The 26,181-nt window shown below is 72.3% G+C and carries 29 protein-coding genes; 9 read left to right on the forward strand and 20 right to left on the reverse strand.

The features are described from left to right. Positions 1–4: 4 nt before the first annotated feature. The 5 genes from E9934_RS01490 to cls all read right to left on the reverse strand — a co-directional run bounded on the left by E9934_RS01490 (position 5) and on the right by cls (position 3,923). Positions 5–1,471 (reverse strand): serine/threonine-protein kinase, encoded by a 1,467-nt coding sequence (locus tag E9934_RS01490; protein WP_136561052.1) that lies wholly within the window; start codon positions 1,469–1,471, stop codon positions 5–7. Positions 1,472–1,559: 88 nt separating this feature from the next. Continuing rightward, on the reverse strand, positions 1,560–1,700 hold the full coding sequence (locus tag E9934_RS19455) for a hypothetical protein (protein ID WP_158294891.1): 141 nt from the start codon (positions 1,698–1,700) through the stop codon (positions 1,560–1,562). A 10-nt stretch (positions 1,701–1,710) separates the two neighbouring features. After that, positions 1,711–1,917, reverse strand: a complete 207-nt coding sequence (locus tag E9934_RS01495) for a DUF6458 family protein (protein WP_136561053.1) — start codon at positions 1,915–1,917, stop codon at positions 1,711–1,713. A gap of 151 nt (positions 1,918–2,068) precedes the next feature. After that, positions 2,069–2,278 (reverse strand): hypothetical protein, encoded by a 210-nt coding sequence (locus E9934_RS01500; protein WP_136561054.1) that lies wholly within the window; start codon positions 2,276–2,278, stop codon positions 2,069–2,071. Between the two features lie 172 nt (positions 2,279–2,450). Beyond that, positions 2,451–3,923 (reverse strand): cardiolipin synthase, encoded by a 1,473-nt coding sequence (gene cls, locus E9934_RS01505; RefSeq protein ID WP_136561055.1) that lies wholly within the window; start codon positions 3,921–3,923, stop codon positions 2,451–2,453. A gap of 48 nt (positions 3,924–3,971) precedes the next feature. On the opposite strand from cls, the gene E9934_RS01510 reads away from it, so the two are divergent. Beyond that, complete coding sequence (locus E9934_RS01510) at positions 3,972–4,904, forward strand: RDD family protein (protein ID WP_136561056.1); 933 nt, start codon at positions 3,972–3,974, stop codon at positions 4,902–4,904. Between the two features lie 41 nt (positions 4,905–4,945). On the opposite strand, the gene E9934_RS01515 is transcribed toward E9934_RS01510, so the two are convergent. Beyond that, on the reverse strand, positions 4,946–5,824 hold the full coding sequence (locus tag E9934_RS01515; protein ID WP_158294892.1) for a DICT sensory domain-containing protein: 879 nt from the start codon (positions 5,822–5,824) through the stop codon (positions 4,946–4,948). A gap of 77 nt (positions 5,825–5,901) precedes the next feature. Between E9934_RS01515 and E9934_RS01520 the strand changes: the two genes are divergently transcribed. Next, entirely contained in the window at positions 5,902–6,204 is a 303-nt protein-coding gene (locus E9934_RS01520) for a sigma-70 family RNA polymerase sigma factor (protein WP_136561058.1), read from the forward strand. 13 nt (positions 6,205–6,217) lie between these two features. On the opposite strand, the gene E9934_RS01525 is transcribed toward E9934_RS01520, so the two are convergent. Both E9934_RS01525 and E9934_RS01530 read right to left on the reverse strand, forming a co-directional pair. Further along, positions 6,218–6,877, reverse strand: coding sequence for an alpha/beta hydrolase (locus E9934_RS01525; protein ID WP_136561059.1), 660 nt, complete (start codon positions 6,875–6,877; stop codon positions 6,218–6,220). A 39-nt stretch (positions 6,878–6,916) separates the two neighbouring features. Then, the gene (locus E9934_RS01530) at positions 6,917–8,218 is read right to left on the reverse strand and encodes a cryptochrome/photolyase family protein (RefSeq protein WP_202977150.1); all 1,302 of its coding nucleotides are present in this window, start codon (positions 8,216–8,218) and stop codon (positions 6,917–6,919) included. Between the two features lie 223 nt (positions 8,219–8,441). On the opposite strand from E9934_RS01530, the gene E9934_RS01535 reads away from it, so the two are divergent. Genes E9934_RS01535 through E9934_RS01550 form a run of 4 tightly spaced genes read left to right on the forward strand, consistent with a single transcriptional unit; the run spans position 8,442 to position 12,200 of the window. After that, entirely contained in the window at positions 8,442–8,834 is a 393-nt protein-coding gene (locus tag E9934_RS01535; RefSeq protein WP_136561061.1) for a homing endonuclease associated repeat-containing protein, read from the forward strand. Positions 8,835–8,868: 34 nt separating this feature from the next. After that, positions 8,869–9,411 carry a DUF4334 domain-containing protein gene (locus tag E9934_RS01540; protein ID WP_136561062.1) on the forward strand — a complete coding sequence of 181 codons (543 nt, stop codon included), beginning with the start codon at positions 8,869–8,871 and terminating at the stop codon, positions 9,409–9,411. A 45-nt stretch (positions 9,412–9,456) separates the two neighbouring features. Further along, positions 9,457–10,917, forward strand: coding sequence for a DUF1800 domain-containing protein (locus E9934_RS01545; protein WP_136561063.1), 1,461 nt, complete (start codon positions 9,457–9,459; stop codon positions 10,915–10,917). A 5-nt stretch (positions 10,918–10,922) separates the two neighbouring features. Further along, entirely contained in the window at positions 10,923–12,200 is a 1,278-nt protein-coding gene (locus E9934_RS01550) for a DUF1501 domain-containing protein (RefSeq protein ID WP_136561064.1), read from the forward strand. Positions 12,201–12,212: 12 nt separating this feature from the next. Here E9934_RS01550 and E9934_RS01555 read toward each other — a convergent pair whose 3' ends face one another. Genes E9934_RS01555 through E9934_RS01580 form a run of 6 tightly spaced genes read right to left on the reverse strand, consistent with a single transcriptional unit; the run spans position 12,213 to position 16,563 of the window. After that, positions 12,213–12,596 (reverse strand): DUF1304 domain-containing protein, encoded by a 384-nt coding sequence (locus E9934_RS01555; RefSeq protein WP_136561065.1) that lies wholly within the window; start codon positions 12,594–12,596, stop codon positions 12,213–12,215. A gap of 3 nt (positions 12,597–12,599) precedes the next feature. After that, complete coding sequence (locus E9934_RS01560; protein ID WP_136561066.1) at positions 12,600–13,442, reverse strand: SDR family oxidoreductase; 843 nt, start codon at positions 13,440–13,442, stop codon at positions 12,600–12,602. Next, positions 13,439–14,365: an ABC transporter substrate-binding protein gene (locus tag E9934_RS01565; RefSeq protein ID WP_136561067.1), complete on the reverse strand. Its 927-nt coding sequence runs from the start codon at positions 14,363–14,365 to the stop codon at positions 13,439–13,441. The genes E9934_RS01560 and E9934_RS01565 overlap by 4 nt, the downstream gene beginning before the upstream one ends. A 4-nt stretch (positions 14,366–14,369) precedes the next feature. Then, positions 14,370–15,071 carry an ABC transporter permease gene (locus E9934_RS01570; protein WP_136561068.1) on the reverse strand — a complete coding sequence of 234 codons (702 nt, stop codon included), beginning with the start codon at positions 15,069–15,071 and terminating at the stop codon, positions 14,370–14,372. Continuing rightward, complete coding sequence (locus E9934_RS01575; RefSeq protein ID WP_136561069.1) at positions 15,068–15,754, reverse strand: ABC transporter permease; 687 nt, start codon at positions 15,752–15,754, stop codon at positions 15,068–15,070. The genes E9934_RS01570 and E9934_RS01575 overlap by 4 nt, the downstream gene beginning before the upstream one ends. After that, a complete protein-coding gene (locus tag E9934_RS01580) occupies positions 15,751–16,563 on the reverse strand; it encodes an ABC transporter ATP-binding protein (RefSeq protein WP_136561070.1) in 813 nt (270 codons plus the stop codon). Before E9934_RS01580 ends, E9934_RS01575 begins: the two co-directional genes overlap by 4 nt. 137 nt (positions 16,564–16,700) lie before the next feature. Between E9934_RS01580 and E9934_RS01585 the strand changes: the two genes are divergently transcribed. After that, the gene (locus tag E9934_RS01585; protein ID WP_202977151.1) at positions 16,701–17,576 is read left to right on the forward strand and encodes an SDR family NAD(P)-dependent oxidoreductase; all 876 of its coding nucleotides are present in this window, start codon (positions 16,701–16,703) and stop codon (positions 17,574–17,576) included. An 18-nt stretch (positions 17,577–17,594) separates the two neighbouring features. On the opposite strand, the gene E9934_RS01590 is transcribed toward E9934_RS01585, so the two are convergent. From E9934_RS01590 to E9934_RS01610, 5 genes are read right to left on the reverse strand one after another with little or no spacing between them, the layout of a single operon-like run. Continuing rightward, positions 17,595–17,993, reverse strand: a complete 399-nt coding sequence (locus tag E9934_RS01590) for a nuclear transport factor 2 family protein (protein ID WP_275106602.1) — start codon at positions 17,991–17,993, stop codon at positions 17,595–17,597. Further along, positions 17,990–19,993, reverse strand: a complete 2,004-nt coding sequence (locus E9934_RS01595) for an NADPH-dependent 2,4-dienoyl-CoA reductase (RefSeq protein ID WP_136561071.1) — start codon at positions 19,991–19,993, stop codon at positions 17,990–17,992. The genes E9934_RS01590 and E9934_RS01595 overlap by 4 nt, the downstream gene beginning before the upstream one ends. Beyond that, positions 19,990–20,526 (reverse strand): PadR family transcriptional regulator, encoded by a 537-nt coding sequence (locus E9934_RS01600; protein WP_136561072.1) that lies wholly within the window; start codon positions 20,524–20,526, stop codon positions 19,990–19,992. The genes E9934_RS01595 and E9934_RS01600 overlap by 4 nt, the downstream gene beginning before the upstream one ends. 57 nt (positions 20,527–20,583) lie before the next feature. Further along, on the reverse strand, positions 20,584–21,441 hold the full coding sequence (locus E9934_RS01605; protein WP_136561073.1) for an SDR family oxidoreductase: 858 nt from the start codon (positions 21,439–21,441) through the stop codon (positions 20,584–20,586). Positions 21,442–21,462: 21 nt separating this feature from the next. Further along, on the reverse strand, positions 21,463–22,191 hold the full coding sequence (locus E9934_RS01610; protein ID WP_136561074.1) for a winged helix-turn-helix transcriptional regulator: 729 nt from the start codon (positions 22,189–22,191) through the stop codon (positions 21,463–21,465). A 108-nt stretch (positions 22,192–22,299) separates the two neighbouring features. On the opposite strand from E9934_RS01610, the gene E9934_RS01615 reads away from it, so the two are divergent. Continuing rightward, positions 22,300–23,472: an acyl-CoA dehydrogenase family protein gene (locus E9934_RS01615; protein WP_202977152.1), complete on the forward strand. Its 1,173-nt coding sequence runs from the start codon at positions 22,300–22,302 to the stop codon at positions 23,470–23,472. 52 nt (positions 23,473–23,524) lie between these two features. Here E9934_RS01615 and E9934_RS01620 read toward each other — a convergent pair whose 3' ends face one another. After that, complete coding sequence (locus tag E9934_RS01620) at positions 23,525–23,944, reverse strand: hypothetical protein (protein ID WP_136561075.1); 420 nt, start codon at positions 23,942–23,944, stop codon at positions 23,525–23,527. Between the two features lie 2 nt (positions 23,945–23,946). Between E9934_RS01620 and E9934_RS01625 the strand changes: the two genes are divergently transcribed. Continuing rightward, entirely contained in the window at positions 23,947–26,097 is a 2,151-nt protein-coding gene (locus tag E9934_RS01625; RefSeq protein ID WP_202977153.1) for a DEAD/DEAH box helicase, read from the forward strand. Positions 26,098–26,181 lie beyond the last annotated feature (84 nt).

The following is a 26,181-nucleotide window of genomic DNA, read 5'->3' on the forward strand; positions in this document are numbered from 1 at the left end:
GGGCTCAGCCCGCGGTGGATGCGGCGTCGCGGACCGCCTGCGCCGCGGCCCGGAGTCGCTGGGCTGTCGCCGGACGAACCTGGTTCTTGCCGATGCTGTCGGCGAGCGCCTTGTCGAGGTCGTCCAACGCCTTCGTCATGCGGTCGCCGGACTCGCCTCCGGCGATCGCACGGTCCAACCGGTCCATCCTCTTGTCGAGCGCGCCGATCGCCTTGTCATCCAGCTCGCCGGCCCGGGCGGCGAGGTCGACCACGGCGCGGAGCGACGACATGGCATCGGCGGGACCGACCGGAGTGTCCACGGACTGTTGCCGGCGGGGGACCGGAGCGCTGGTGGTGGAGTTGGGCGGTTCCGCGGCCAGCGTCGTGCTCGGGGTGTCGGTGTCGGCGGCCCCCGCTGCTGCACGCTGATCGTCGTCTCCGCCCGCCAGGGCCGCGACGAGGACGACCGCGACCATCAGCACGAGCAGGCCGAGCACGGCGGGGACCGCCCACGCTGGCGGCCCGGCGGTCCGCGAGTGGCGGGGCGGCGGGGGCGGAGGCAGCGGCGATGGACCCGAGCCCGTGCCCGAGCCCGTGCCCCAGCCCGACGAGGTGGCGACCAGGGTCCGGGTCGGAGGCGGCATCGAGGAGGTCGAGTCGACCGGCGGGGGCGGAGGAAGGACCCCTCCGCGGTCGAGGAGTACGGCGAAGCCAGCTGCGCGACGACCCGGCTCCTTGGCGAGCAGGTCATCGACGAGTGCATCGATCCACGCCGGCACCTCCGGGCGCCGCGACACGACCCGCGGCGGCAGTTCGGAGAGGTGCTGCTGCAGCACCGCCAGCGGATGCTCGGCGCTGAACGGCGGCTCACCGGTCAGCAGCGTCATGAGCGTGCAGCCGAGGCCGTAGTGGTCACTCGCCGGTGTCGCCGACTCGCCTCGGGCCTGCTCGGGCGAGAGATAGCTGGCGCTGCCGACGAGCGTCCCCGGCGCCGTGAGCTGGGTGGCGGTGGCCTCACGGACGCTGGCGATGCCGAAGTCCACGACCTTGACGCGCCCGAGCGAGTCGAGCACCAGGTTGCCGGGCTTGACGTCGCGGTGGACGATCCCGACCCGGTGCACGGCCTCCAGCCCGGCGGCGGCCTGCGCTGCCAGGTCGACGGCACGCGCCGGCGGGAGCGGCCCCTCCCGCCGTACGAGCGCTGCCAGGGTGGGCCCGGGCAGGAGCTCCATGACGAGGAAGGCCCGGCTCCCGTCGATCCCGGCGTCGTGGACGGCGACCACGTGGGGATGGATCAGGGCCGCGGCCGAGCGGGCCTCCTGGTGGAAGCGGCGACGGACCCTTTCGTCCGCATCGCCGAGGTCGAGGAGCTTGACCGCCACCTCGCGCTCCAGCACGGTGTCGCGGCAGCGCCACACCTCGCCGTTGCCGCCGCGGCCGATCGTGCGCAGCAGCTCGAATCGGCCGGCGAGGACCTCGCCCGCCCTCATGGCATGGCGAGACCCGCCAGCAGGCTGCTGGCGGGCCTCGGGTGGGGGGCCCAGGTGGCGGGGCAGGTCGCCGCCCGGAGTGGCCCGGTCACAGGAGGCGCAGGCTCGTCATCGCCACGGCGAGGAGCAGCATGAGGACGATGGCCGGCCACAGGCCCTCGAGCTCTGCCAGGAGGTCGACGCGGGGACGTCCGCGGCCGAGTCGGCGGTCAGGACGGATCGTGGACATCGCGACCCCCTCAGCGCAGCGGACGCTCGTCGTGGATGACGCGGTCGCGACGCCACGGCGGCGCGATCAGCAACGACAGCACGATCGCCAGCACGCCGGCCGCGATCAGGATGGTGCCGAGGGCGTCGTCGTTGACGAAGTCGATGTCGACGGTGATGACGTCCATCGCGAGGATGAGTCCCAGGACGAGGAGGACGATGCCGAGTCCGATGTACATGACCCACCAGTGCCCGCTGCGCCGCAGATCAGCCGCATCGGAATGGAGGGAGTGGACTGCGGGCGGCGCATGACCGGTGTGGTCGCCTCGACGAGGTCCGCACCGGCATCTCGTGACGCTCGCTGGCGCTCGCTCCTCGATGACCTGGAGGTCAGCGGGACGAGAAGCAGACCAGGCAGGAGGCCGGGAGGTGATGGATGTTGGCCTGGTGCAGCCGCTCGGAGCGGGCGAGGACGTCGTCGAGCGCCCGCTCGGACCGGGCGATCTCGATGATCACCGCCTCGAGCTCGGGGGACAGGCGGGATCCCGCGGTGCTCGTCCGCGGTCCGCCGGTGACCTGTTCGGTGGCCAGTGCGCTCATGGTTTTCCTCCCCCAAGGTGCCCGAGTCCTGACTGCCCGGGACCCTCCGTCCCGGCTGTTCCCTCGAGGATGTCGGAGTGTCGCAGGGCGGGGCAATGGTCGGCGGCGAGGTCCGGCCGAAGGTTCGCAGACCCATGGCCCGGAGGGACTAGGCGACCGGGACGAGGGTCACCTATTGCAGCGCCGCAGTCAGGCGGGCGACGTTGTCGACGTACTTCGAGCGGCGTGGACGCTCGGTCCACGCGTCGAGGGTCAGCTCCTTCGACAGCGACCGATAGGTGTCCTCGACCTCGCGCATCCGGGTGACGACCTGCACGCTCGGCATCATCAGCGACACCTCGTAGTTGAGGCCGAACGAGCGCATGTCCATGTTGCTCGAGCCGACCACGGCGACGCTGTCGTCGATGGTGAAGTGCTTGGAGTGCAGGATGAAGGGCGCCGGATAGAGCCAGATCCGCACGCCGGCGTGCAGCAGCGCCTTGTAGTAGGACGCCTGCGCGTGACCCACCAGGAACTGGTCGGACACCTCGCTGACGAACAGCTCGACCTCGACGCCGCGCTGCGCGGCGGTGGTGACGGCATAGAGCAGTGACTCGTCGGGGACGAAGTACGGCGAGGTCAGGGAGATGCGGTCCGTGGCGGCGTAGAGCAGCGAGGTGAACATCCGCAGGTTGTTCTCCGCGACGATGCCGGGCCCGCTGGGGACGACCTGGCAGGGGACGTCGAAGATCTCGTCCGGCCGGGCGTCCGGCTCGCCGAGGACGGGCACGAGGTCGACGACCTCCCCGGTCTCGACGTACCAGTCGGAGGCGAACACCGCGTTGAGGGCACCCACGACCGGGCCCTCGAGCCGCACCATCAGCTCGACCCACTCGCGGCCCAGCCTGTGGTTGGCCGACTTGTTGTAGCCGGGCTCGGTGAGGTTCAGCGATCCGGTGAAGCCGACGCTGCCGTCGACGACGAGGATCTTGCGGTGGTTGCGCAGGTCCGGTCGGCGGAAGCGGCCCCGGAGCGGCTGGATCGGCAGCATCGGACGCCAGTCGATCGCCGTCCTGTCGAGGCGTCGGGTCATGCGACGGTAGCCGGGGATCCGCCGTGACCCGATGTGGTCGAAGAGCAACCGCACCGACACACCCCGGTCGGTCGCGCGAATCATCGCCTGGAAGACCGGGTCGGTCACCTCGTCCCAGGCGGTGATGTAGAACTCGACGTGCACGTGGGCCTGGGCACGGTCGATCTCCGCGGCCATCTCCTCGACCACGCCGCGGTAGTCGGGCCACAGCTGCACCTCGTTGCCGCCGGTCATCCGCAGCGCGCCGAGCGAGCGGTTGAGCTCGGCGATGCGTTGCACCGGGCGGGGGAGCGAGGCCAGGTCGTAGTCGAGCGGCAACTCCTCGGTGCGCTGGCGGATCGCCGTGATCGCCTGCTTCTGCCGCTGGATCCGCCGGCCCTCCAGCCGGGTCCGGCCGAACATCCAGAAGATCAGGAAGCCGATGATCGGCTCGATGAGGATCAGCAGCAGCCACGCCATGCCGGTCGACGGTCGCCGCCCGCCCGGGATCACGCCCAGAGCGACGAAACGCAGCACGATGTCGATGGACAGGATCGTCCAGCCCAGTGCCGAGGACGGGATCGGGAAGTCCATGGTCGAACCCTAGGTTGGCCGACCGGTGCCCCGTGGGACGCTGTCCGCGTGACTCCTCCAGAGCCCAGTCTCCTCGGTCGTGTCGCGGGAGCCGTCACGGGACGGGTCGTCGATGCGGTCCCGGCCGAGGTGATCCTCGACCACGTGGACCTCGACGCCCTGCTGGACCGGGTCGACGTCAACCACCTCCTCGACCGGGTCGACGTCAACCGGCTGCTCGACCGGATCGACGTCGACCGGCTGCTGGCGCGCGCCGACGTCAACGCCCTGCTGTCCGACGTCGAGCTCGAGCAGCTCGTCCGGCGTGCCGGCATCCCGGACATCGTCGCGGAGACCACCGGCAACATCGCCGGCCGCACGCTGGACGTGGCTCGTCGGCAGGTCGTCGGCGTCGACACCGTCCTCGCCGGGGTGGTCGGTCGGATCCTGCCACGTGCCGGTGGGGCGCCGACGGGTCCGCCGGCGCTGGTGGCCGCCTCGACCAGTGCGGCCAGTGCGACGGGGCGGTACGCCGGCGCGGTGAGCCGCCTGCTCGCGCTGGCGCTCGACGTCGCTGTCGTGATCGGCACCTACTCGGCCGGCACCTTGCTGGTGGGCTACCTGCTCGACTTCCTGCTCGGGGTGCGGGTCGAGGACCTGCCGGAGCTGGCCGCCACACTCCTGCTGATCACCTGGGGCGCGGCCTATTTCACCGTCAGCACGGCGATCTCGGGCCGGACGATCGGCAAGGCGGTCGTCGGGCTCAGGGTGGTCACCCGCTTGGGCAGCCCGGTCGGCCCCGGTGCCTCGCTCTTGCGCGTCCTCCTCCTCCCGCTGAGTACGTCGTTCCTGGGCCTCGGCGCCCTGCTGATCGTCGTGCGGCGGGATCGGCGCGGGCTCCACGACCTCCTGGTGGGCACCTGCGTGGTCTATGACTGGGGGGACCGGCCGGCCGAGCTGCCGGGGCCGCTGGCGGCCTACTTGCAGGCGCACGGCGCCTGAATCGAGGCTGATCTCCGGGCCGGACCGGGTGGATCAGGCGGTCAGTGGCCCAACCGGTCGACGTAGGCGACGATGCGGTTGAAGAGCGCCGTCACCCCCGTGGCGGCCGTGACGCGGGGAGCCGGCGTGTCCGCCAGCTCGTAGAGCAGCGGCCGGGCCGCCGCGACACCGGCGGTCGCAGCCACGCCGGCGGCGACTCGTGCGGCGTCCCGCACGGCGACGGGGTCGACGGTCCACAGGGCCTCGAAGATGCGCTGGCGGTCGGGGACGGCGCTCTGGCCGGGCAGTTCCCAGGCGGTCAGGCAGGCTGTGCTGTCGAGGGCGTCGCACACGACGGCCCCCTCCCGCCGCATGGGGGCGTCCTCCTGGAGGTGGGCGCGGACGGGGCCGTCGGCCTCCTCGGCTGTCTGGGGCCAGTCGTCGGCGAAGACGATCGCGGAGCGAGCCACACGCGAGAGCTCGCGCCACCGGGGCGCGGAAGGCCGGTAGAAGTCGGCCGTCTGGAAGGCGCCGAAGAGGATGGGCCGGTCGGCGACCGCGCAGCACTCGTCCTCGATCGCCCACGACAGCGCGATCAGGGTGGACTTCCGGAGGCGGTGGCTGACCAATGTGGGATGCCGGCGGCGCAGCTCGGCGTAGATCGAGGGCGAGTCCGGCACCCGGGTCGCGGCTGCCTCGGCGATCGCGGTCTCGAGCCGGATGCCGGCGTCGCGGCGACGGAGCACCTGTCCCACGAGCTCGACGTCCTCCTCGCGATAGCGGCGGTGGCCGCTGGGCAGTCGGTGGGCGGTGGGGAACCCGTGGCGCGACTCCCACATCCGCAGCACTGCGGTGCTCAGTCCGGTCCGGCGGGCGAGGTCGCCGATGGTGAGCTCGGCGCCGGCGTTCGGGGCTTGCGTCGACCCCGTGATGTGCTCCATGCTGTCCATCATAAATCTAAACAAGCCGTTTAGGTTAGATGTTGAAGTATTCGCACCCGCTCGAGGTGGAGGGACCCGTGGACCGATCGTCGGACACCGCGCACCAGTTGGTGAGCGACATCGCACGTCGTTTGCTGGTCAGGGTCGCCGAGGGCGACGCCGACGCGCTCGGCAGCCTCTACGACCTCACCTCCCGGGCGGTTCACCGACTCGCTCTGCTCCTCACCCGCGACGCCGAGGCGGCCGCATGCCTGACGATTCGCTCCTACGAGCGTGCCTGGGCCGAGGCCGCGACGTACGACGCAAGGCAAGCCTCGCCGCTCGTGTGGCTCCTGGCATTCGTCCGCGCGGAGAGCGAGGACCTCGCCCCCGCAGCGTGAGCACGGCGGCCGATCAGCCCAGGACCTCGCGCACGCCCTGCTCGGCGAAGGCGTTCCACCGGCCCACCTGGGTGAGCAGGTAGTGCCCGGCGCGTCCCATGTCGGTGAACTCGGCGTCCGCGACGGCGGCGGCGCGGTCGACGTACCTGCGTGAGGCGCGGGCCGACGTGATCTTGTCGCGGCGCCCGTGGGCGACGCGGAGGATCTTGCCCGTCAGCGGCTGGATCGGCTCGTCGGCGGGCAGCCACGGTGCCAGTGCGACCACGCCTCGAACGGCGGGGTGGTCGGCGACGGCGACACCGGTGCGGGCGCCCATCGAGTGCCCGACGATCGCGACCGGCACGCCGTGCTGGCGGGTGAGGGCGTCCAGCGCCCACCGCGCGTCGGGGACGGGCGAGGGCAGCGCGGCGGCACCGGCGTTCCAGCCCTTCACGCGATAGCGCAGCAACGCGACGCCGATCCCGTCGTCCGCCAGCCGCTGGCCGAGCTGTCGGGCGAGCGCGCGCCCCCGGCGCCAGGACAGGCTGCGGCCGTCGACCGGCTCGTGGGTGCGCTCGGCCCCACCGTGCAGGACGAGCACGAAGCCCGTCGTGGGTCGGCCGTGCGACGTCGGCAGGTGGAGGTCGGTGAAGGCCGGCTCGGTGCCGGGCGGCGGGGAGGTCACGTCAACCATGGTGCAGGTCCTTCGGAGTCGACGGCGGATGCGGATGGGTCATCGCTGGCCACGCAGGTGCTGGTAGGCCTCCAGGGTCGCCGCGCGCTGCTCCGCGTGGTCGACGATCGGCGCCGGGTAGTCGTCCGTGCCGAGCTCCGGGAGCCAACGCCGCACGTAGGTGCTGTCGGGGTCGAACCTCTCGCCCTGCGTCGTCGGGTTGAAGATCCGGAAGTACGGCGCCGCGTCGGTCCCGCACCCGGCGACCCACTGCCAGTTGTGCTGGTTGCTGGCCAGGTCGCCGTCGACGAGGTGCCTCATGAAGTGGCGGGCGCCGTGGGTCCACTCCACGTGCAGGTCCTTGACCAGGAAGGACGCCACGATCATCCGGACCCGGTTGTGCATCCAGCCCTCGCCGAGCAGCTGCCGCATGCCGGCGTCGACGATCGGATAGCCGGTCCGGCCGTCGGCCCAGGCCCCCAGACGCTCGTCGAGCTCGCGGCCGGTGACATAGGGGAGCCCCTTGAGCTCGGGCTTGTAGTAGTCGCGCGCCGAGTCCGGCCAGTGGTGCAGGACGTGGGCGTGGAACTCGCGCCAGGCCAGCTCCTTGCGGAAGGTGCGCTCGTGCGGGTGGCGAGCGTCGAGGTCGGCCAGCAGCGTGCGCGGGTGGATCGCACCCCAGCGCAGGTAGGTCGAGAGCCGTGAGGTCTCGTCGAGGTCGGGCCGGTCGCGGACGTCGTCGTAGGGCGTGCCCTTGAACTCGTCCCACCGCGCGAGGGCTGCCGTCTCGCCGGCCTCGGGCAGCATCACGCCGACGAGTTCGGGCTCCTCCGGCAGCTCGTCGACCGGGGCGCCGACCCAGTCGACGGCGGCCGGATCGGAGGCCGCGGGCGCGCGCCAGCCGTGGTCGACCCACGCCTTGGAGAAGGGCGTGTAGACCTTGTAGGGCTGTCCAGCGCCGGTCGACAGCCGCCCCGGCGCCACGGCGTACGGCGACCCGGTCCGCACCAGCGGCACGTCACCCAGTGCCCGGGCCACCCGCTCGTCGCGCGCCGCGCCATAGGGCGCGAAGTCCGCGGTGACGTGGACGGCCGCGGCCGCGACCTCGTCGGCCAGCTCGGGGAGCACCTCCTCGGGCAGTCCCCGACGGATCACCAGGCCCGGGCCGTGCCGGCGCAGGTCGGCGTCGAGCGCCCGCAGCGAGCGCAGCAGGAAGGCCTGTCGTGGCCGACCGGAGGCCGCCCACAGCGCCTCGTCCAGGACGAAGACCGGCAGCACCGGTCCCTCGTCGCCGGCGGCGAGCAGGGCCGGGTGGTCGCCCAGGCGCAGGTCGCGGCGGAACCACAGGATGCTCGACGTCACCGTCCCATCCTGCCTGCCGGACCTGAGCAGATCGGGCGAGCCGCTGGCTAGGTCGTGTCTCCCATTCCCTGGCGGCGCCCAGACCGCCCAGCACGTACGTCCGCGGCGTTGCCGCCGCTCGACGTGCGCCCAGCATGCCCGCGCGCCGGCGCCTTGCGGCCACACGCACTGGACGATCTGTGCATCCACCGAGAAATGGGAGACACGACCTAGTGTCGACGGCATGAGGGCACCCGACTTCTCCGACGACCGACTGGCCGACGACCTCGCCGCCGCGGCGACCGACCTCGGCGAGCCCCTCACCGCGTCGGGCTACGACGGCTGGCAGCGGGAGCGCGACGCCGCCAGTCCTGCCCTGCTGATCCGCCGGTTCGGGTCGTGGAACGAGGCGTGTGCCCGCGCCGGGGTCGCGACCAACAAGACCCGCTCGACCAGCCGTCGGTGGAGCGACGACGACGTCGTCGCCATCGTCCGGACCTACCTCACCTCGCCCGGCAGTGCCGGGACCTTCGCCGACTACTCGGCGTGGGCGAAGGAGCACGACGGCGCGCCGAGTGGCGCGACGTTGCGCCAGCGCTTCAGCTGGGCAGAGGTGAAGCGCCGCGCGAGCACGTGAGCGACGGGGTCGGGACATGCGGGATGATGGACCCATGACGACCGCGACCGACGCCACCGCGCGCCTTGCCGCCCTCGAGCCGACCTGCGCCCTCGACGAGGCGCTCGCCCTCTTCGACTCGCTCCCGGCGGTCCGAGCCGAGGACATCACCGGCCGCTGGCACGGTCGCGAGCTGGGCACCGGCCACCCCATGGACGGGCTGCTCGAGGCCTCGGGCTGGTACGGCAAGCAGTTCGACTCCGTCGACGAGGTGCACCCGCTCGTCTTCCGCGCGCCCAGCGGCAAGCTGGTCACCGTCGACCCGCGCCGCATCCCGTTCGGCCTGCTGCCCCGGATCCCGGAGGGCGTCGTCGCCCGCGGTCGCCAGGTGATGGGCCTGTCCCTCCCGGCGCTGACCACGCGCAAGCACCGGGCCCGCCTGCGCAACGTCGAGTACCGGGGCGTCGTGACCGCCGGCATGAGCTACGACCACCTCCCGATCATCGACCTCTTCCGACGCGTCGACGACCGCACGCTGTTGGGCTGCATGGACCTGCGCGACGCGCCGCCCTACTTCTTCGTCCTCGAGAAGGACTGACCCCGAACGTCTCAACTCCGGGCCGCCGCGGCCGACAGGTGAGCAATGAGCTTCACGCCGCGGCCCTACCGGCGCACCGTCGTGCCGCCGACCGGCACGCGTCACGCGCTCCAGCGGCTCACCGCCGGCTACACCCCCGCGCTCGCCCGGCAGGTGCGGGCCGCCGGTGGCTTCGGCCCGTGGTTGGACCGTCAGCTGGCCGACGGCTACGACGACCGCTGGTATGCGAACACGTCGACGTGGTGGCCCTCCGTCAACGCCTCCTACGCGACGATCGCCCAGCGCAACGAGGACCGCACCGAGGAGTTCTGGCGCGCTGACGCCAATTACGAGTGCTGGACGCTGCTGCGTCGCTTCGGCTCCCACCGGCAGGTGCGCGAGACGATGGCCGACTTCTGGGAGCACCACCTCCACGTCCCGGCCAACGGCGAGGTCGGACCCTTCCGGGCGTCGTACGGCAAGACCGTGCGCGGTCACGCCCTGGGTCGCTTCCGCGACCTGCTGAAGGCCACGACCACCCACCCGGCGATGTCGGTCTATCTCACCAACGCCAACTCCACCAAGAGCGCGCCCAACGAGAACCTCGGTCGCGAGCTGCTCGAGCTGCACACCGTCGGCCGGGGCAACTACACCGAGGACGACGTGAAGGCCTCGGCCCGGATCCTCACCGGCTATCGGGTCGGGCTGTGGCAGGACTGGTCGGTCTCCTACGACCCCTCGAAGCACTGGACCGGGCCGGTGCAGGTGATGGACTTCCACCACGCCAATGCCGCACCCGACGGTCGCCCCGTCGTCGCGGCCTATCTCGACCACCTCGCCCGGCATCCGGCGACCGCCCGCCGGATCGCACTCAAGCTCGCCCGCCGGTTCGTGTCCGACACCCCCTCGGACGCGCTCGTACGACGCCTCGCGACCGTCTATCTCGCCAACGACACGGCGATCCGACCGGTGCTGCGCAGCCTCGTCGCGAGCTCGGAGTTCAAGGCGTCGGCGGGCCGGAAGGTCCGGACCCCGGCGGAGGACGTCGTCGCGACCTGGCGGGCGCTGGGGACGCGATTCACCGCCCGGCCGGGCAGCAGCGACGACGAGTCGGGAGCGAACGCGATCCTCTGGCAGGTGTCGTCCATCGGGCTGCGGCCACTCGCCTGGCAGCGCCCCGACGGCCGACCCGACACCGCCGAGGCGTGGTCGTCGACGTCGCGGTTCCTGGCCTCCCTCGACGTGCACTACACGATGTCCGGCGGCTGGTGGCCCAGCCTCGGCACCGGCCATCGTCGCCCCGCGTCCTGGCTGCCCCAGCGCAGTCTCCGCTTCGACCACCTCGTCGACCACCTGGCCCGCAGCATCCACGGTCGCGGCTCGACCGCGCTGCTGCTCGAGGTCGCCTGCCAGGCGACGGGTCTCCAGCCCGCGACCGTGATCACGGCCGATCACGCGCTCGTCAAGTGGGACTTCCCGCGACTGCTCACCGTGTTCCTCGACTGCCCGACCCACCTGACGAGGTGATCGCGATGACCGATCCGACCGACGCCGTCCGGCCCACCACCGCGACCGGGTGCCACGAGTTCAGCGGGCTGTCCCGCCGGGGCCTGCTGCGTGGCGCGCTCGTCGCCGGCGCCGGGATGACGTCGGTCGCGACGCTCGGGTCCGCCTTCGTGCAGACCTCCTATGCCGCGACCCGCTCGGCGCCGGCCGTGCTGGTCGTGCTGTCGATGCGCGGCGCCGTCGACGGGATGAGTCTCGTCGTCCCGCATGGCGACCCGGTCTACTACACCGCGCGGCCGCGGATCGCCGTGCCCGCCAGCACGCTGCTCGCGAAGGACGGCTTCTTCGGCCTCCACCCCAACCTCGCGCCACTGATGCCGCTGTGGAACGCAGGCCGCATGGCGACGGTCCACGCGACCGGCCTCCCCGCACCCAACCGCTCCCACTTCTCGGCCATCGAGGAGGTCGAGGACGCCGATCCGGGTTCGTCGGCCCGCGTGGGCTGGCTCAACCGTCTCATCGGGCGCGATGCCTATGAGCATCCGCTCCGTGCCGTCCAGTTGGGGGAGTCGGTGCCGCCCGCCGCGCTTGCCGGGCCCCGGCCGTCCGTCGCCGTCGAGAGCATCGCCGACATGCGGCTGGCCGGGGCGGACCAGTGGGACAGGCAGGGCCGGCGTCCGGCGTCGATGCGGACGATGTGGGCCGACGCGCGCGGCCCTCTGGGTGTCGGAGCCCGCTCCGCGATGGGCGCCATCGACGACTTCGGGCCGGTGCGGGCGACCTCGGGAAACCCGGCCAACGGGGCGTCGTACCCGGGCGGCGACCTGGGCAAGGCGCTCGCCGCCACCGCGCGGACGATCCGCGGCGACGTCGGCGCGGAGGTGATCACCATCGACCACGGCTCGTGGGACCACCACGTCAACCTCGGGCCGCTCGACTGGGGCTCGATGCAGCAGATGACGACCGAGCTCGCCCGGGGCATCGCGGCGTTCTTCACCGACCTCGGCCCACTCGCGGGCAAGGTCACGCTGGTGACGATCTCCGAGTTCGGCCGCCGCACGAAGGAGAACGCCAACTACGGGCTCGACCACGGCTTCGGGACCGCGATGATGCTGTTCGGCGCCGGCGTCAAGGGCGGCTACCACGGCAGCTGGCCCGGACTGACCGGCGGCGCCAACGACGACCTGCTCGTCACGACCGACTTCCGCAGCGTGCTGAGCGAGGTCGTGACGAAGCGGCTCGGCGCTTCGAGCGCCCAGGTGTTCCCCGGCTTCCAGCCCGAGGCCGTCGGCGCGATGGCGTGAGTCGCCGCGGCGTCAGACCAGGCTGAGCGTGAGCAGCACGACCGCGACGAGAGGGAAAGTGAGCTGCGTGATCGCGGCCCGTGCCTTGTCGGGCGAGGAGACGAGCAGGACCAGCCCGGCCGCCAGCATCGAGCCGGCGCCGCAGAACACCAGGGTCGCGCCGACCGCCTCCTCGTCACCGACGAACGCGCCGACGCCGGCGAGCGCCATGACCGCGAGGAAGAGGTTGTAGAAGCCCTGGTTGAAGGCCATCTCCTTCGTCGCCTCCGCCTCCTCGAGGCTGACGCCGAAGGTCGCGCGGGTGCGTGGACTGGTCCACGTCCACGACTCCATCACCCAGATGTAGACGTGCAGCAGCGCGGCGAGTCCCGCGAACACGAGTGCGACGGACTCCACGACTCACTTCCTCCCCGCGAGGTACGACGCCAGGCCGGTCGGCTCGCGTCCGGTGAGCCGGGCCACGTGGTCGCTCACCACGGCCATCTCACCACGGGCGATCGCCGTGTAGGTGGAGACCCACGCGTCGTACTGCCACGGCGGGGCGGGCCACCGCAGCCGGGAGGCGTAGGCCTCCTCCACCGTCTCGGCGTGATAGCTCACGTCACGCCCGGTCGCGGCGCTGAGCCGGGCGGCGACCTCGTCGAAGGAGAGGGCCTCGGGGCCGGTGAGGTCGTAGGTCGCGCCCGCATGCGCCGCGGGATCGAGGAGCACGGCGACAGCGCTGCGGGCGATGTCGGCGCGCGTCACCGCGGCGACGCGACCGTCGCCGGCCGGGCCGCGGATGACCCCGTCGTTGCCGACCAGGTCGGGCAGGAAGTCGAGGTAGAAGGCGTCGCGCAGGAACGTGAAGGCCATCCCGCTGGCCCTCAGGTGCTCCTCCGTGGCCCAGTGGTCGCGGGCCAGGGTGAAGGTCGCGTCGGGCGCCGCACCGAGGAAGGAGGTGTAGACCACGTGCCGCACGCCGGCGGCGGCTGCCGCGTCGATGAAGGTCCGGTGCTGCTCGAGGCGGTCCTCGGCCTCGGCGCCCGACACCATGAACAGCGTCGCGACCCCGGTGAGCGAGTCCCGCGCCACGGTCGGGTCGGCGTAGGACGTCGTCATCACGGTCGCCCCCGGCAGAGCCGGCGCGCGGGACGGGTCCCGGACGAGGAGCCGCTGCTCGGTGCCGTGCTCCGAGAGCGCCCGGGCGACGAGTCGCCCGAGCGCTCCCGTGGAGCCGGTCGTGCCGACGAGGCTGCTCACAGCAGGCCCTCGTCCTCCAGCCACTCCTTGGCGATGACCTCGGCCGACAGCTGCTCGTCGACGCTGCGGGCGTTGAGCGCCACCAGGTCCTCGGGCGACATCGCGGCGCTGATCTCGTCGATGATGGCGGCCGCCTCGTCGTCGACGTCGTCGCTGGCGATGGGGACCACGTGCGAGGCGAGGAAGAGGCCCTTGGTGTCCTCCAGCGGCACCAGGTCGTTCTTCTGGATGGACGGGTCGCCGGTGTAGATGATCGCCATCTGGATGTCGCCGTCCTTGAGGGCCTTGACGGTGAGCGGGCCGCCGCCGTCATCGATCGGCGTGAAGGAGACCTCGACGCCGTAGGTGGACTTCAGGCCCTTCGGGCCGTTGGGACGGCTCTCCGCCTCGGAGTTGGCGCCGAAGACGATCGGGTCGGTGACCTTGGTGAGGTCCTCGATGGTGGCCAGGCCCCACTGGTCGGCGTAGTCGCGCGTCACGACGTAGGAGTCCTGGTCGGTCGCCTCCGACTGCTCCAGGGCGCGCAGGCCGTCGGGCAGCGCCTCGCCGAGCGCGGCGTAGACGTCGTCGGACAGCTTCGCGGTCGCGTCCTGGTCGAGGGCGATCAGGAGCGGGCCGGTGTATTCGGGGAACAGGTCGATCGCGCCCGACTCGATGTCGGGGAGGTAGGCCTCGCGCTGGCCGATCTTGAACTCCTCCTCGACCTCGAATCCCGCGGCCTCCAGCGCCTGGGAGTAGGCCTCCGCGATGATCTCGTTGGAGTAGTACTCCTGCGAGCCGATCACGATCGTGTCGGAGTCACCGCCGCTGTTGTCGAGTGGGTCGGAGTCGCCGCAGGCGGCGAGGGTCAGGGCGCCGATCGCGGCGGCGGCGAGGCCGGCCGTGACCCTGCGCAGGCGGTGGGGGGAGCGGGTGATGGTCATCGGATCATCCTTTCGCGGGTGCGGCCTCGGGGGCCGCGTCGGAGGGAGCCAGCGGCGCGGGACCGCGGCAGGCGCGCTGCACGAAGGCGAGCGCGACGTCGAGGAGCAGCGCGAGCGCGGCGACGAGGAGCGCGCCGGCGAGCATCTGCGGGTAGTCGCGGGACTTCAGGCCCGCGAAGAGGTAGCGGCCCAGGCCGGTGTCGGAGAGGTAGGCCGCGAGCGTGGCGGTCGCGACCACCTGGAGCGTCGCGGCCCGCAGGCCGCCGATGACGACGGCGGCCCCGAGTGGCAGCTCGACCCGCAGCACCAGCTGCCACTCGCTCATGCCCAGCGAGCGCGCTGCGTCGACGGCGCCCCGGTCGGCCGATTCGACGCCGGCATAGGCACCCGCCAGCAGCGAGGGGAAGGCGAGGACCACGAGCGCGAGGAGCGGAGCGGTCAGGCCGATGCCGAGCCACAGTCCCAGCAGTGTCAGCAGCCCCAGCGTCGGCACGGCCCGGACCGCGCCGGCCGTCGCGACGACGACGAGACGGCCCCTGCCGGTGTGGCCGATCAGGACGCCGAGCGGGATCGCGACGGCGGCGGCGAGGGCGACCGCGGCGAAGGTGACCGCCAGGTGCTGCCACAGACGGGTGTCGATGCCGGTGGGGCCGCCCCAGTGGCCGCCGTCGAGGATCCAGGCGAGAGCGTCGCCGAAGAGGCTCATGCGGACACCGCCGCGGTGTCGTCGGCGCGGCGTCGCGACCGGGCGCGGGGGGTGCGCCGCCGCCACGGGGTCACCAGCGCGCCGACCAGCACCAGGAGGACGTCGAGGACGACGGCGACCAGGATCGTCAGGACGATGCCGGTGACGATCTCGGCGTGGATGCCGCGCTGGAAGCCGTCGGTCAGCAGGTTGCCCAGGCTCTGGATGCCGACCAGGGCGCCGATCGTCACCAGGCTCACCGTGCTGACGGTGATCACCCGGATGCCGGAGAGCAGGACCGGGAACGACAGCGGCAGGTCGACCTTCCACCAGATGCCCGCGCGGGAGTGGCCGAGCGCCTCGGCCGCCTCCCTGACCCGCGGGTCGACCGACCGGAACGCGTCGAGCGCGGTGCCGGCCAGCAGCGCCGTGCCATAGAGCGCGAGCGCGATGATCAGGTTGAGGTCGGAGCGCAGCGGGATCGACAGCACGACGGGGATCACGATGAGCAGGGGGAGGGCGGGCACGGAGTAGAGCAGGCTGGTCGCGCCGAGCACCACCGCGCCGACGCGACGCCAACGCCACGCGAGCCGCCCGAGGGCGACGGCTGCGACGATGCTGATGAGCACCGCGGGCACGGCGATCTGAACGTGCTGGAGCAGCATGTCGAGCACGTAGGACCGGTTGGCCTCCAGCCAGGTCATGCCAGCACCCCGACGGGCCGCCCGTCCCCGTCGACGACGATCCGTCGGCCGTCGACCTCGGTGGTCGTCAGCCGGCGCTCGGCGCGGTCGGCACCGACGAAGTCGCGGACGAAGTCGTCGGCCGGCTCGGCCAGGATCTGCTGCGGGGTCCCGGTCTGTGCCACGACGCCGCCGGTGCGCAGGATGACGACCTGGTCGCCCAGCCGGAAGGCCTCGTCGATGTCGTGCGTCACCAGCACGATCGTCTTGCCGAGCTCGGCCTGGAGCTCGGCGAGCTGGTCCTGCAGGTCGCGCCGCACGATCGGGTCCACCGCACCGAAGGGCTCGTCCATCAGCAGGATGTGGGGATCGGCCGCGAGCGCCCGCGCGACCGCGACCCGCTGCTGCTGTCCGCCGCTGAGCTGGCTGGGGAAGCGGCGGCCCAGTGCCGGGTCCAGCCCCACGCGGGCCAGCAGGTCCAGTGCGTCCGCCCTCGCCGTCCGGCGGGAGGTGCCGGTCAGGACCGGCACCGTGGCGACGTTGTCCACGACCCGACGGTGCGGCAGCAGGCCACCGGCCTGGGGGACGTAGCCGATCGACCGGCGCAGGGCGACCTTGTCGAGCTCGCGCACGTCGCGCTCGTCGATGAGCACCGTCCCGGCGCTGGGGTCGACCATCCGGTTGACCATCCGCATCAGGGTGGTCTTGCCCGAGCCCGACGAGCCGACCAGCGCGAGCGTCGAGTGCGACGGCACCGTGCAGGAGAAGTCCGTGACAGCGACGGTGCCGTCGGCGTACGTCTTGCTGACGCCCCTGAACTCGATCCCCATGTCACGCCTTCCGTCAGCTGTCGCCTCCGCCGGTGCCGCAGCGGATCGGACCCACCTTAGGGGGATCGGGGGACAGTGCGCTCTCTCACCAGACACGTGTCTAGCCACAGGACTAGGCTGCCGGCGACGCGTCCGGCGTGGGTGCGCGGCAGAAGGAGTCAGCGTTGCAGGTCAAGGACAGGGTCTGGGTCGTCACCGGGGCAGGCAGCGGGATGGGACGCGAGCTGGTCCTCGCGCTGCTCGAGCGCGGGGCGCGGGTGGCGGCGGTGGACCGCGCGCCGGCAGCGCGCGCGGAGACCACGTCGTTCGCCGGCGCGCCGGGGGAGCGGCTCTCCTGCCACGTCGTCGACATCACCGACGCCGCGGCGGTGGCGGCACTCCCGGACGAGGTGGTGGCTGCCCACGGCGCGGTCGACGGACTCATCAACAACGCGGGCATCATCCAGCCCTTCGTGCCGGTGACCGAGCTCACCGACGACGACATCCGCCGCGTCCTCGACGTCAACCTCATGGGCACGCTCGCGATGTGTCGCGCCTTCCTGCCGGTCCTGCTCGAGCGCCCCGAGGCCCATCTCGCCAACGTCGCGAGCATGGGCGGCTTCTTCCCGTTCCCCGGGCAGACCGTCTATGGCGCCAGCAAGGCGGCCGTGAAGCTGCTGACCGAGGGGCTGTATGCCGAGCTCCTCGACACCGACGTGCGCGTGACCGTGATCTTCCCCGGCGCCGTCGACACCGAGATCACCGCCAACTCCGGCGTCCAGGTGCGGGAAGGAACCCCGGAGGAGAAGGCGAAGGCCGAGAGGATGATGACGTCGGCCCCCGATGCCGCCCGGATCATGATCGACGGCATCGAGCGCAACCGGCTCCACGTCCACGTCGGACGCGACGCGCAGCTGATGAGCCTGCTCATCAAGGTCGCGCCGCGACCCGCGATCCGGCTGGTGAAGAAGCTGATGGAGCGTCAAATGGGGTCGCCGGCGGCGGAGGAGGGAGTTTCACCGGCCGGCCGGTGAGACTCCCGCGTCGCCGCCTCACTCCGCGCCGTACGACGCCGCCAGCTCCACGATCGACGGGAAACGTGCGGCCATGGCCTCGGCGAGGGCCTGGGCTGCCTTGAGCGGGCGGACCATCACCATGAAGTCGGTGATCAGGCCGTCGGCGTCGAGGACGAGGAAGTCGCAGCCGGTGAGCTCCAGGCCGCCGACCTTCGCCTCGAAGACGAGCGCGTGGCCGGACTCGTCGCCCAGCTCGCGGACGTAGCGGAAGTCCTCGAACACCTCGATGACGTGGGCGAGGATCGCGCTGGTGATCGCCTTGCCGGGATAGGGCTTGTGGGCCACTGGGCTGCGGAAGACGACGTCGTCGGCGAGACAGGCCTGCATCGCCGGCACGTCACCTGCCTCGACGGCTGCACGGAACCCGCCGCTCACAGCGCTGCCGCCAGCTCGGTGCCCTGCTTGATCGCTCGCTTGGCGTCCAGCTCGGCAGCGACGTCGGCCCCGCCGATCAGGTGCAGGCGACCGGGGAAACCGGAGCCGGCGAGCTCGTCGTGGAGCTCGCGGACGGACTCCTGTCCGGCGCACAGCACGACCGAGTCGACGTCCAGCACGCGAGGGACGCCATCGACGCTGATGTGCAGGCCGGCGTCGTCGACCAGGTGGTAGGTGACGCCACTGAGCTGTTGGACGCCGAGGTCCTTGACGACGGCCCGGTGCACCCAGCCGGACGTCTTGCCCAGACCCTTGCCCTGCGTCTCGTCCTTGCGCTGCAGGAGCCAGACCTCGCGGGCCGGATCGCGCGGCGCCTTGTCGGTCACGCCGCCGCGGACGACGGCGGGGTCCGTGACGCCCCAGTGCGCCTTCCACTCCTCGAGGGTCTCCTCGCGGTGGGCCAGCAGCTCGGCGACGTCGAAGCCGATGCCGCCGGCGCCGATCACGGCGACCCGCGCACCGACCGGGACCCGGCCGGTGATCGCGTCGGGATAGGAGACCACCTTGGGGTGGTCGATCCCGGCGATCTGCGGCGTGCGTGGGGCGACGCCGGTCGCGATCACCACCTCGTCGTACCCGCTGAGCAGCTCGGGCGTCGCGCGGGTGGACAGCTTGACGTTGACGCCGAGGACCTCCATCCGGCGGCGGTAGTAGCGCAGCGTCTCGGCGAACTCCTCCTTGCCGGGGATCTGCATCGCCAGGCGGAACTGGCCGCCGATCTCGTCGCCCGCCTCGAAGAGGGTGACGTCGAGCCCGCGCTCCGCGGCGCTGACGGCGGTGGCCAGGCCGGCGGGGCCACCGCCGACGACGGCGACCCGCTTGGCCGAGCGGGTGGGGCTGAGCACCAGCGTGGTCTCGTGGCAGGCCCTGGGGTTGACCAGGCAGGAGGCCCGCTTGGCGCGGAAGGTGTGGTCGAGGCAGGCCTGGTTGCACCCGATGCAGGTGTTGATCTCGTCGCCGCGGCCCTCGCGCGCCTTGGCGACGAAGTCGGGGTCGGCGAGGAAGGGCCGGGCCATCGAGACCAGGTCGATGCCCTGCGCGAGCAGCGACTCGGCGACCTCGGGGGTGTTGATCCGGTTGCTGGCGCAGACCGGGATCGAGATCTCGCCCTTGAGGCGCAGCGTCACGTCGGCGAAGGCTGCCCGCGGCACCGAGGTGACGATGGTGGGGACCCGCGCCTCGTGCCAGCCGATGCCCGTGTTGATGACACTGGCGCCCGCCTCCTCGATGAGGTGCGCGAGCTCGACGGTCTCGTCCCACGTCTGGCCGTCGGGGAGCAGGTCGAGCAGCGACATCCGGTACATCACGAAGAAGTCAGGCAGCTCCTGCCGGATCCGGCGCACGATCTCGACGGGGAAGCGCATGCGGGCCTCGGCCGACCCGCCCCACTTGTCCGTACGGCGGTTGGTGCGCGCCGCGAGGAACTGATTGATCAGATAGCCCTCGGACCCCATGACCTCGATGCCGTCGTAGCCCGCCTTCCGGGCCAGTCGCGCGGAGTCGACGAAGTCGTCGATCGTCCGCTCGACCATCCGGCCCGACATGGCGGAGGCCTTGAACGGGGTGATGGGGGACTGGGTCGCGCTGGCCGAGACGCTGAACGGCGTGTAGCCGTAGCGGCCGGCGTGGAGGAGCTGCAGGGCGATCTTGCCGCCGTGCTCGTGGACCGCGTCGGTGACGCGCTGGTGGCGGTGCGCGTTCATCCGGGTGGTCATCTGCGAGCCGAAGGGCAGCAGCCAACCACGCACGTTGGGGGCGTAGCCGCCGGTGACGATCAGTCCGGCGCCGCCGCGGGCGCGCTCGGCGAAGTAGGCCGCGAGCTCGTCGACGTGCCAGGGGCGGTCCTCGAGTCCGGTGTGCATGGAGCCCATGACGGTGCGGGACTGGAGCTCGAGCCCGCCGACGACGGCGGGGCTGGTGAGCAGCGGGTGATGGGTCATCGGGACTCCTCGGAAGGTGCGGTGGTGTGGGCGTCGAGGTATTCGGTCAGCCAGCGGACCCAGAACTCCTCCATGAGGAGCCCGCCGCGCAGGACGAGGTAGACGTCGAGCTCGGTCGCTGACAGGGCCGCCGGGTCGGGGAAGTCCCGGGCGGCGAGGAATTCATAGAGGGAGTGGCGCTTGACGTGCTCGTCGAGCTGGCGCCGGAGGTCGTCGAGCAGTGCCGCCCGGTCGCCGTAGGACGCGCCGCGCATCTTCACGCTGACGCTGCTGCGCATCGCCTCGGGGTCGGTCGGCTCGCCGATCCAGCGCGCGAGCTCCGCGCGTCCGGTGTCGGTCACGGCGTAGGACTTCCCCCCGTCGTCGACCCGTTGGACCCAGCCGTCCTTCTCCATGCGGCCCAGGACGCGGTAGATCTGCTGGTGGGTGGCGCTCCAGAAGAAGCCGATGGACGCGTCGAAGCGCCGGGTCAGCTCCGCGCCGGACGCGGCGCGCTCGCTGAGGGAGACCAGCAGGGCGTGCTCGAGGGCCATGGGCCCACTGTGCCCCACCCCGGACTCGTTTGCAACTAGTTGCAAACGAGTTTCAGATCACCGGCCGTAGCGCCGGAAGCCCCGCATCCGGCCGATGTAGGACCGCAGCCGCCGGGCCGGGACGGGACGCGGCCAGTCGGTGGCCCGGAACCACGCGTCGGAGCCGCCGTCGACGAAGACGACGCTGCCGCAGAGGAAGTCGGCGGCATCGGAGAGCATGTGCACCACCCAGGCGGCGAGGTGCTCCGGGTCGCCGTAGCCGCCGATCGGGACGGGGAAGGCCTTGATCCGCTTGGCCTCCGCCGGGGTGGCGAGCTGCTGCTCCAGCAGTGGCGTCATGACGGCTCCGGGGGCGAGGGCGTTGAGCCGGATGCCGGCCCCCGCCCACTCGCGGGTGACCGCCTGCTGGCGCACCCAGTGGCTGACCGCGATCTTGCTGGCGGCGTAGGCGAAGGTGGGAGCCGCGCGGCCGAGGAGGCGCAGCGTGCCGACCGCCCGGTCGACGTCACCGTCCAGCAGGGCGCGGACGACGCGCCGGGGGACGAGTGGCACGGTGGTCGTCGAGTTGCTGGCGAACACGACGACCTTGGCGCGGTCCGCCGCCGCCAGAGCCGGGCGCCAGGCCGCGAGCAGGTCGGTGACGCCGAGGACGTTGACCTCGCTGATCAGTCGCGGACGCTCGCGGCCGGGAGCCGGGCCGAGGCCCGCGGCCATCACGGCGCCGTCCAGCACGCCGCCGCACCGCTCGAGGACGGAGGTGGCCGCCGCGACGCGTCCCGCAGGGGTCGACAGGTCCGCGACGACGTCGGCGTCCCTCAGGTCGACGGTGACGACGGTGTGGCCGTCGCGGCGCAGGCGATCGACGACCGCCGCTCCCATGCCGGAGGCGGAGCCGGTGACTGCGTAGATGCCCACGCGCCGACTCTAGAACACGTTCTAGTGAGCTGCGGGCTCGTCCGCGGCGACCAGTGCCGTGGCGGAGCGCTGCGACCGCTCCCGGGTGACATCCGCCCACGGGCTCCACAGGAACCAGCGGGGCAGGGCACGCACCAGCCGCGGCGCCCCGTCGACCGTGATCCGCCCGGCGTCCACCGCCTCCGCCCAGGTGCAGTAGCCCTGGAAGACGTCGGCCAGCGCAGGCGTCGACCCCGCGACCGCCACGTCCGCGTCGAAGCCCGGGTGCTGCAGGCAGACCGACGCCTCGGTGGGCGTCATGACCAGCCAGATGGTCGTCGGATCGGGTGCGGTGTGGCGGAACTCGACCACGGTGCGGCCCGGCGGCAGCCGGCCGTGGTCCACGCGCCGGTGCATCCACCACATGAGCGTGGTGGGGGCGACGTCGTGGGGCCGCATCTCCTCGAAGAGCCACTCGATCGCCCACCGCCCGAGGCTGTCGATCACTCGCTCCAGGTCGCGGCCGGCCGGCGTGAGGTGGTATTCGCTGCCCCGCCCGGTGGGCGAGGGCCAGGTCTCCAGCACCCCGCGCTTCTCGAGGTGTCGCAGCCGTTGCACCAGCAGGGAGCGGGAGATGCCCGGCATCGCGCGGGCGATGTCGTTGAAGCGGGTGTTGCCGAGCACCAGCTCCCTGATGATCAGCGGGGTCCACCGGTCGGCGACCACCTCGGAGGCCATCGAGACGGGGCAGTAGTTGCCGTAGTCGGGCATGACGCCATCGTCCTCTGCCGGGGCCGCCGTGGGTAGTCCTCCCATTGGACCACCGGGGTCACTTTTGTGGACTGGTTGGCGGTCCCCGGTGCGCGGACAGTGGTCGACATGACGACCATGACGACCGGGACCACCACGACCACCTCGACCACACCGACCGAAGAGGCAACCACCGCCCCCACCCCTCTCGCCCGGGCCACCGCGCTCGGCCCCCGCATCGCCGCCCACGCGTCGCGCCATGACGCCGACGGCACCTTCGTCGCCGAGGCGTACGACGAGCTCCGCGCCGCCGGCCTCCTGCGGGCGGCCGTCCCCGTCGAGCTCGGCGGGGACGGTGCGACCATCCGCGAGCTGACGGCGCTGCAGCGCGAGCTCGGCCACCACTGCGGCTCCACGGCCCTCGCCAGCGCGATGCACCAGCACGTCGTGGCGTTCACCGCCTGGCGCTACCGCCGGGGTCTCCCGGGCGCCGAGGCGACCCTGCGCCGGATCGCCGAGGAGCAGATCCTGCTGGTCTCGACCGGTGGCGGCGACTACACCCACCCGCACGGCGAGGCGGTCAAGGTCGACGGCGGCTACCGGGTCACCGGCCGCAAGCGCTTCGCCAGCCAGTCCGAGCAGGGCGCGGTGATGTCGACGATGTTCTGCTTCGACGACCCCGCGCAGGGCCGTCGGGTCCTGAACATGGCGGTTCCCTTCGTCTCCGAGGGCGTGACCGTCGCCGACAACTGGGACACCCTCGGCATGCGGGGGACCGCCAGCAACGACATCGACCTCGTCGACGTCTTCGTCCCCGAGGAGAAGGTGCTCGCCAACCGCCCGTGGGGCGTGCTCGACCCGCCGCTGCAGGTGATCTCGAGCATCGCGTTCCCGATCGTCACCGGCGCCTACCTGGGCGTGGCCGAGGCGGCCTACGAGGCGGCGGTCGCCGCGGCGGCTCGCCGCTCCGACGACCCGCTCGTGCAACGGCAGGTCGGCGTCATGCGAGCTCGCCTGCAGGTCGCGGCCTGGGCCCTCGACGGCGCGCTCGCGCTCGTCGGCGACGACCCGTCGCCGTCGTACGACACGGTGCTGGCGGTGATGGCCGCCAAGTCCGAGGTCGCTCGCGCCGGCATCGAGGTCTGCGACCTCGCGATGGAGGTCGCGGGAGGTCCGGCGTTCTTCCGGGGCTCCGTCATCGAGCGCTGCTATCGCGACGTCCGGGCCGCGAAGTTCCACCCGTTCACGCCCGAGGACACGCTGGTCGCCCTCGGCAGGGACGCCCTCGGCATCGAGGCGTGACCGGCCCCGGCCGGGCCACCACCGCGTGGGGCGGGGTGGCCCGGCCGTGCCCTCACGGCCGTCCGAGCACCCCGGCGTCGTGCGCCTTGAGCACCGACGTCCTGTCGGCGGCGGTCAGCTCGCCCGAGGCGACGGCGTCGTCGAGACGCTCAGCGAGGGCCGAGACGAACGCCGCCTCCCGCTCGGCCCGCTCCGCATCCGTGGGATGCGTGCGCTGCTCACCCTCGGCCGGCTGGTCCGCGTCGGCCGGGCGTTGCGCGGCGCGGACCGCGTCGAGCCGCCGGCCACGGCCCCGGTGGCCCGAGGACGTGGACCGCGTCCGGGGGACGACGGTGTGCGCTAGGCTGGCAGCACCACCGAGGGTCGTCGGCGACGACGGACGCCCGGTGATGATCAGCTGATCGCCGCCCACCCGCAGCAGCGCGTGGTGCGACGGTGAACCGTGCGGGTCCGCCCGCACTCGGAAGGACACCTGTGGGTCGTGGAGGCCAGCGGGGTGCGACGCAGCAGCGGCGCAACCCCCAGGCGGGGCGTCAGCGCCGCAACGAGGAAGGCATCATCCCCCAGCTCGCCCGCGCCGTGCGCGAGGTCGAGGCCGCGGTCGCCCGCCGCTCCGCGATGCCGGAGGTGCGTGCGAAGTTCCAGGTCATCGCCTTGCTGGCCCGCGAGGAGCGGGCCCGCGTCAAGACCGACCCCGGGCTCTCCGAGGGGCGTCGTGGCGAGGAGCTCAAGCGTCTCGACGGCATCGCGACCATCCTCGCCCAGACGGCTGCGCGTGACAGCACGCTCTTCACGCTCCTCGACGAGAACGCCGAGATCAGCGAGGCCGCCAAGGCCGTGCGCCGCGAGCTGCTCCGCAAGGCGGGCATCGACGAGCCCGAGCCGGAACCCGAGCCCGTCGCCGAGGACCAGGAGGCGCTCGCCCTCCTCGAGAAGCGGGTCATCCCGCTGTCGGTCCAGGCCCGACAGCTCGCGAACCCGTTCCTGGTGCCCGACTTCTCCCACGCGCGGGCCAAGGTCCGGCCCCGCCGCCTCGCCGGCTGGGAGCTCCTCGAGCCGCTCTTCCGCTCCTTCGAGAGGGCCGCTCCGGACGCGCCCGCCTGCATGCCGCTGCCGGAGGCCGATCAGCTGACCGCGCTGACGGGACGCCACGCGCCCGCCGGCCGTGAGCTGATGGCGCACCAGGCCCAGCTCATCGCCTCCGCGGCCGAGGGCCACCGCACCTACCTGCTCGCCGACGAGCCCGGGCTGGGCAAGACCGCCCAGGCGCTCCTGGCAGCGGAGGCGGCCGGCGCGTTCCCGCTGCTCGCGGTCGTGCCCAATGTCGTGAAGACCAACTGGGCCCGCGAGGTCGAGCTGTGGACCCCGCACCGCACGGCCACGGTCATGCACGGCGACGGTGCCGACGCCGACGGCTTCGCCGACGTGTTCATCGTCAACTACGAGATCCTCGACCGGCACGTCGGCTGGCTCGGGACGCACGGCTTCCGCGGCATGATCGTCGACGAGGCCCACTACATCAAGAACAAGACCTCCCAGCGCTCCCAGAACGTCCTGGAGATCTCCTCGCGGATCCGCAACCGCATCGCGAGCCCGCTCCTGATGGCCCTGACCGGCACCCCGCTGATCAACGACATCGAGGACTTCCGGGCCATCTGGCAGTTCCTCGGCTGGATCGACGAGGTCGTCCCCCAGGGCGAGCTGATGGAGGCGCTCGAGGAGACCGGTCTCACCCCGGCCGACCCCGGCTTCTACCCGGCGGCGCGCCGCGCCGTCGTCGAGGAGGGCATCGTCCGGCGCCGCAAGATCGACGTCGCCGCCGACATCCCCGCCCGACGGATCGCCGACATGCCCGTCGAGCTCGAGGGGGAGGCCGGCCGATCGATCCGCAAGGCGGAGCAGGAGCTGGCCCGCCGCATGGTCGAGCGCTACGACGCCGCGATCGCCACGCGTCGTACGGGCGCGGTGGTGGAGGGCATCGACCACCGACTCGTGCGCCAGGTCGCCGGCTGGGAGCGGGAGGACAACTCGGCCAAGACCGGCGAGAACGTCTTCATGATGATGCGCCGCATCGGTCAGGCGAAGGCCGGGCTCGCGGCCGACTACACCGCCCAGCTGGCCCGCAACGTCGGCAAGGTCGTGTTCTTCGCCAAGCACATCGACGTGATGGACGCGGCCGAGGCGACCTTCGCCGACCGCGGCATCCGCTTCAGCTCGATCCGCGGGGACCAGAGCTCGACCGCGCGACAGAAGGCGATCGACGACTTCGTCAACGACCCCGACGTCCAGGTCGCGGTCTGCTCGCTGACCGCCGCCGGCGTCGGCCTCAACCTCCAGGTCGCCTCCAACCTGGTGCTCGCCGAGCTCTCCTGGACCGACGCCGAGCAGACCCAGGCCATCGACCGCGTGCACCGCATTGGCCAGTCCGAGCCGGTCACCGCATGGCGGGTCATTGCGACGCAGACCCTCGACACCCGCATCGCCGAGCTGATCGACAAGAAGGCCGGCCTCGCCGCCCGTGCCCTCGACGGCGCCGGCGAGGAGGTCGAGGGTGGAGCCATCGACCTGCAGACCGAGGCCCTCGTGGCGCTGCTGACCTCGGCACTGGAGGAGCGCGGCGCCTGAGCCACCTCCGGGCGGGGGGTCTCGAGACGGCCGTCGTCGGCCTCCTCGACCACCGCGGCACCGTCCGATGTCACATTCGCCGGG

The organism is Nocardioides caeni (assembly GCF_004912195.1).
In the GTDB taxonomy this organism is placed as follows: Bacteria; Actinomycetota; Actinomycetes; order Propionibacteriales; family Nocardioidaceae; genus Nocardioides; species Nocardioides caeni.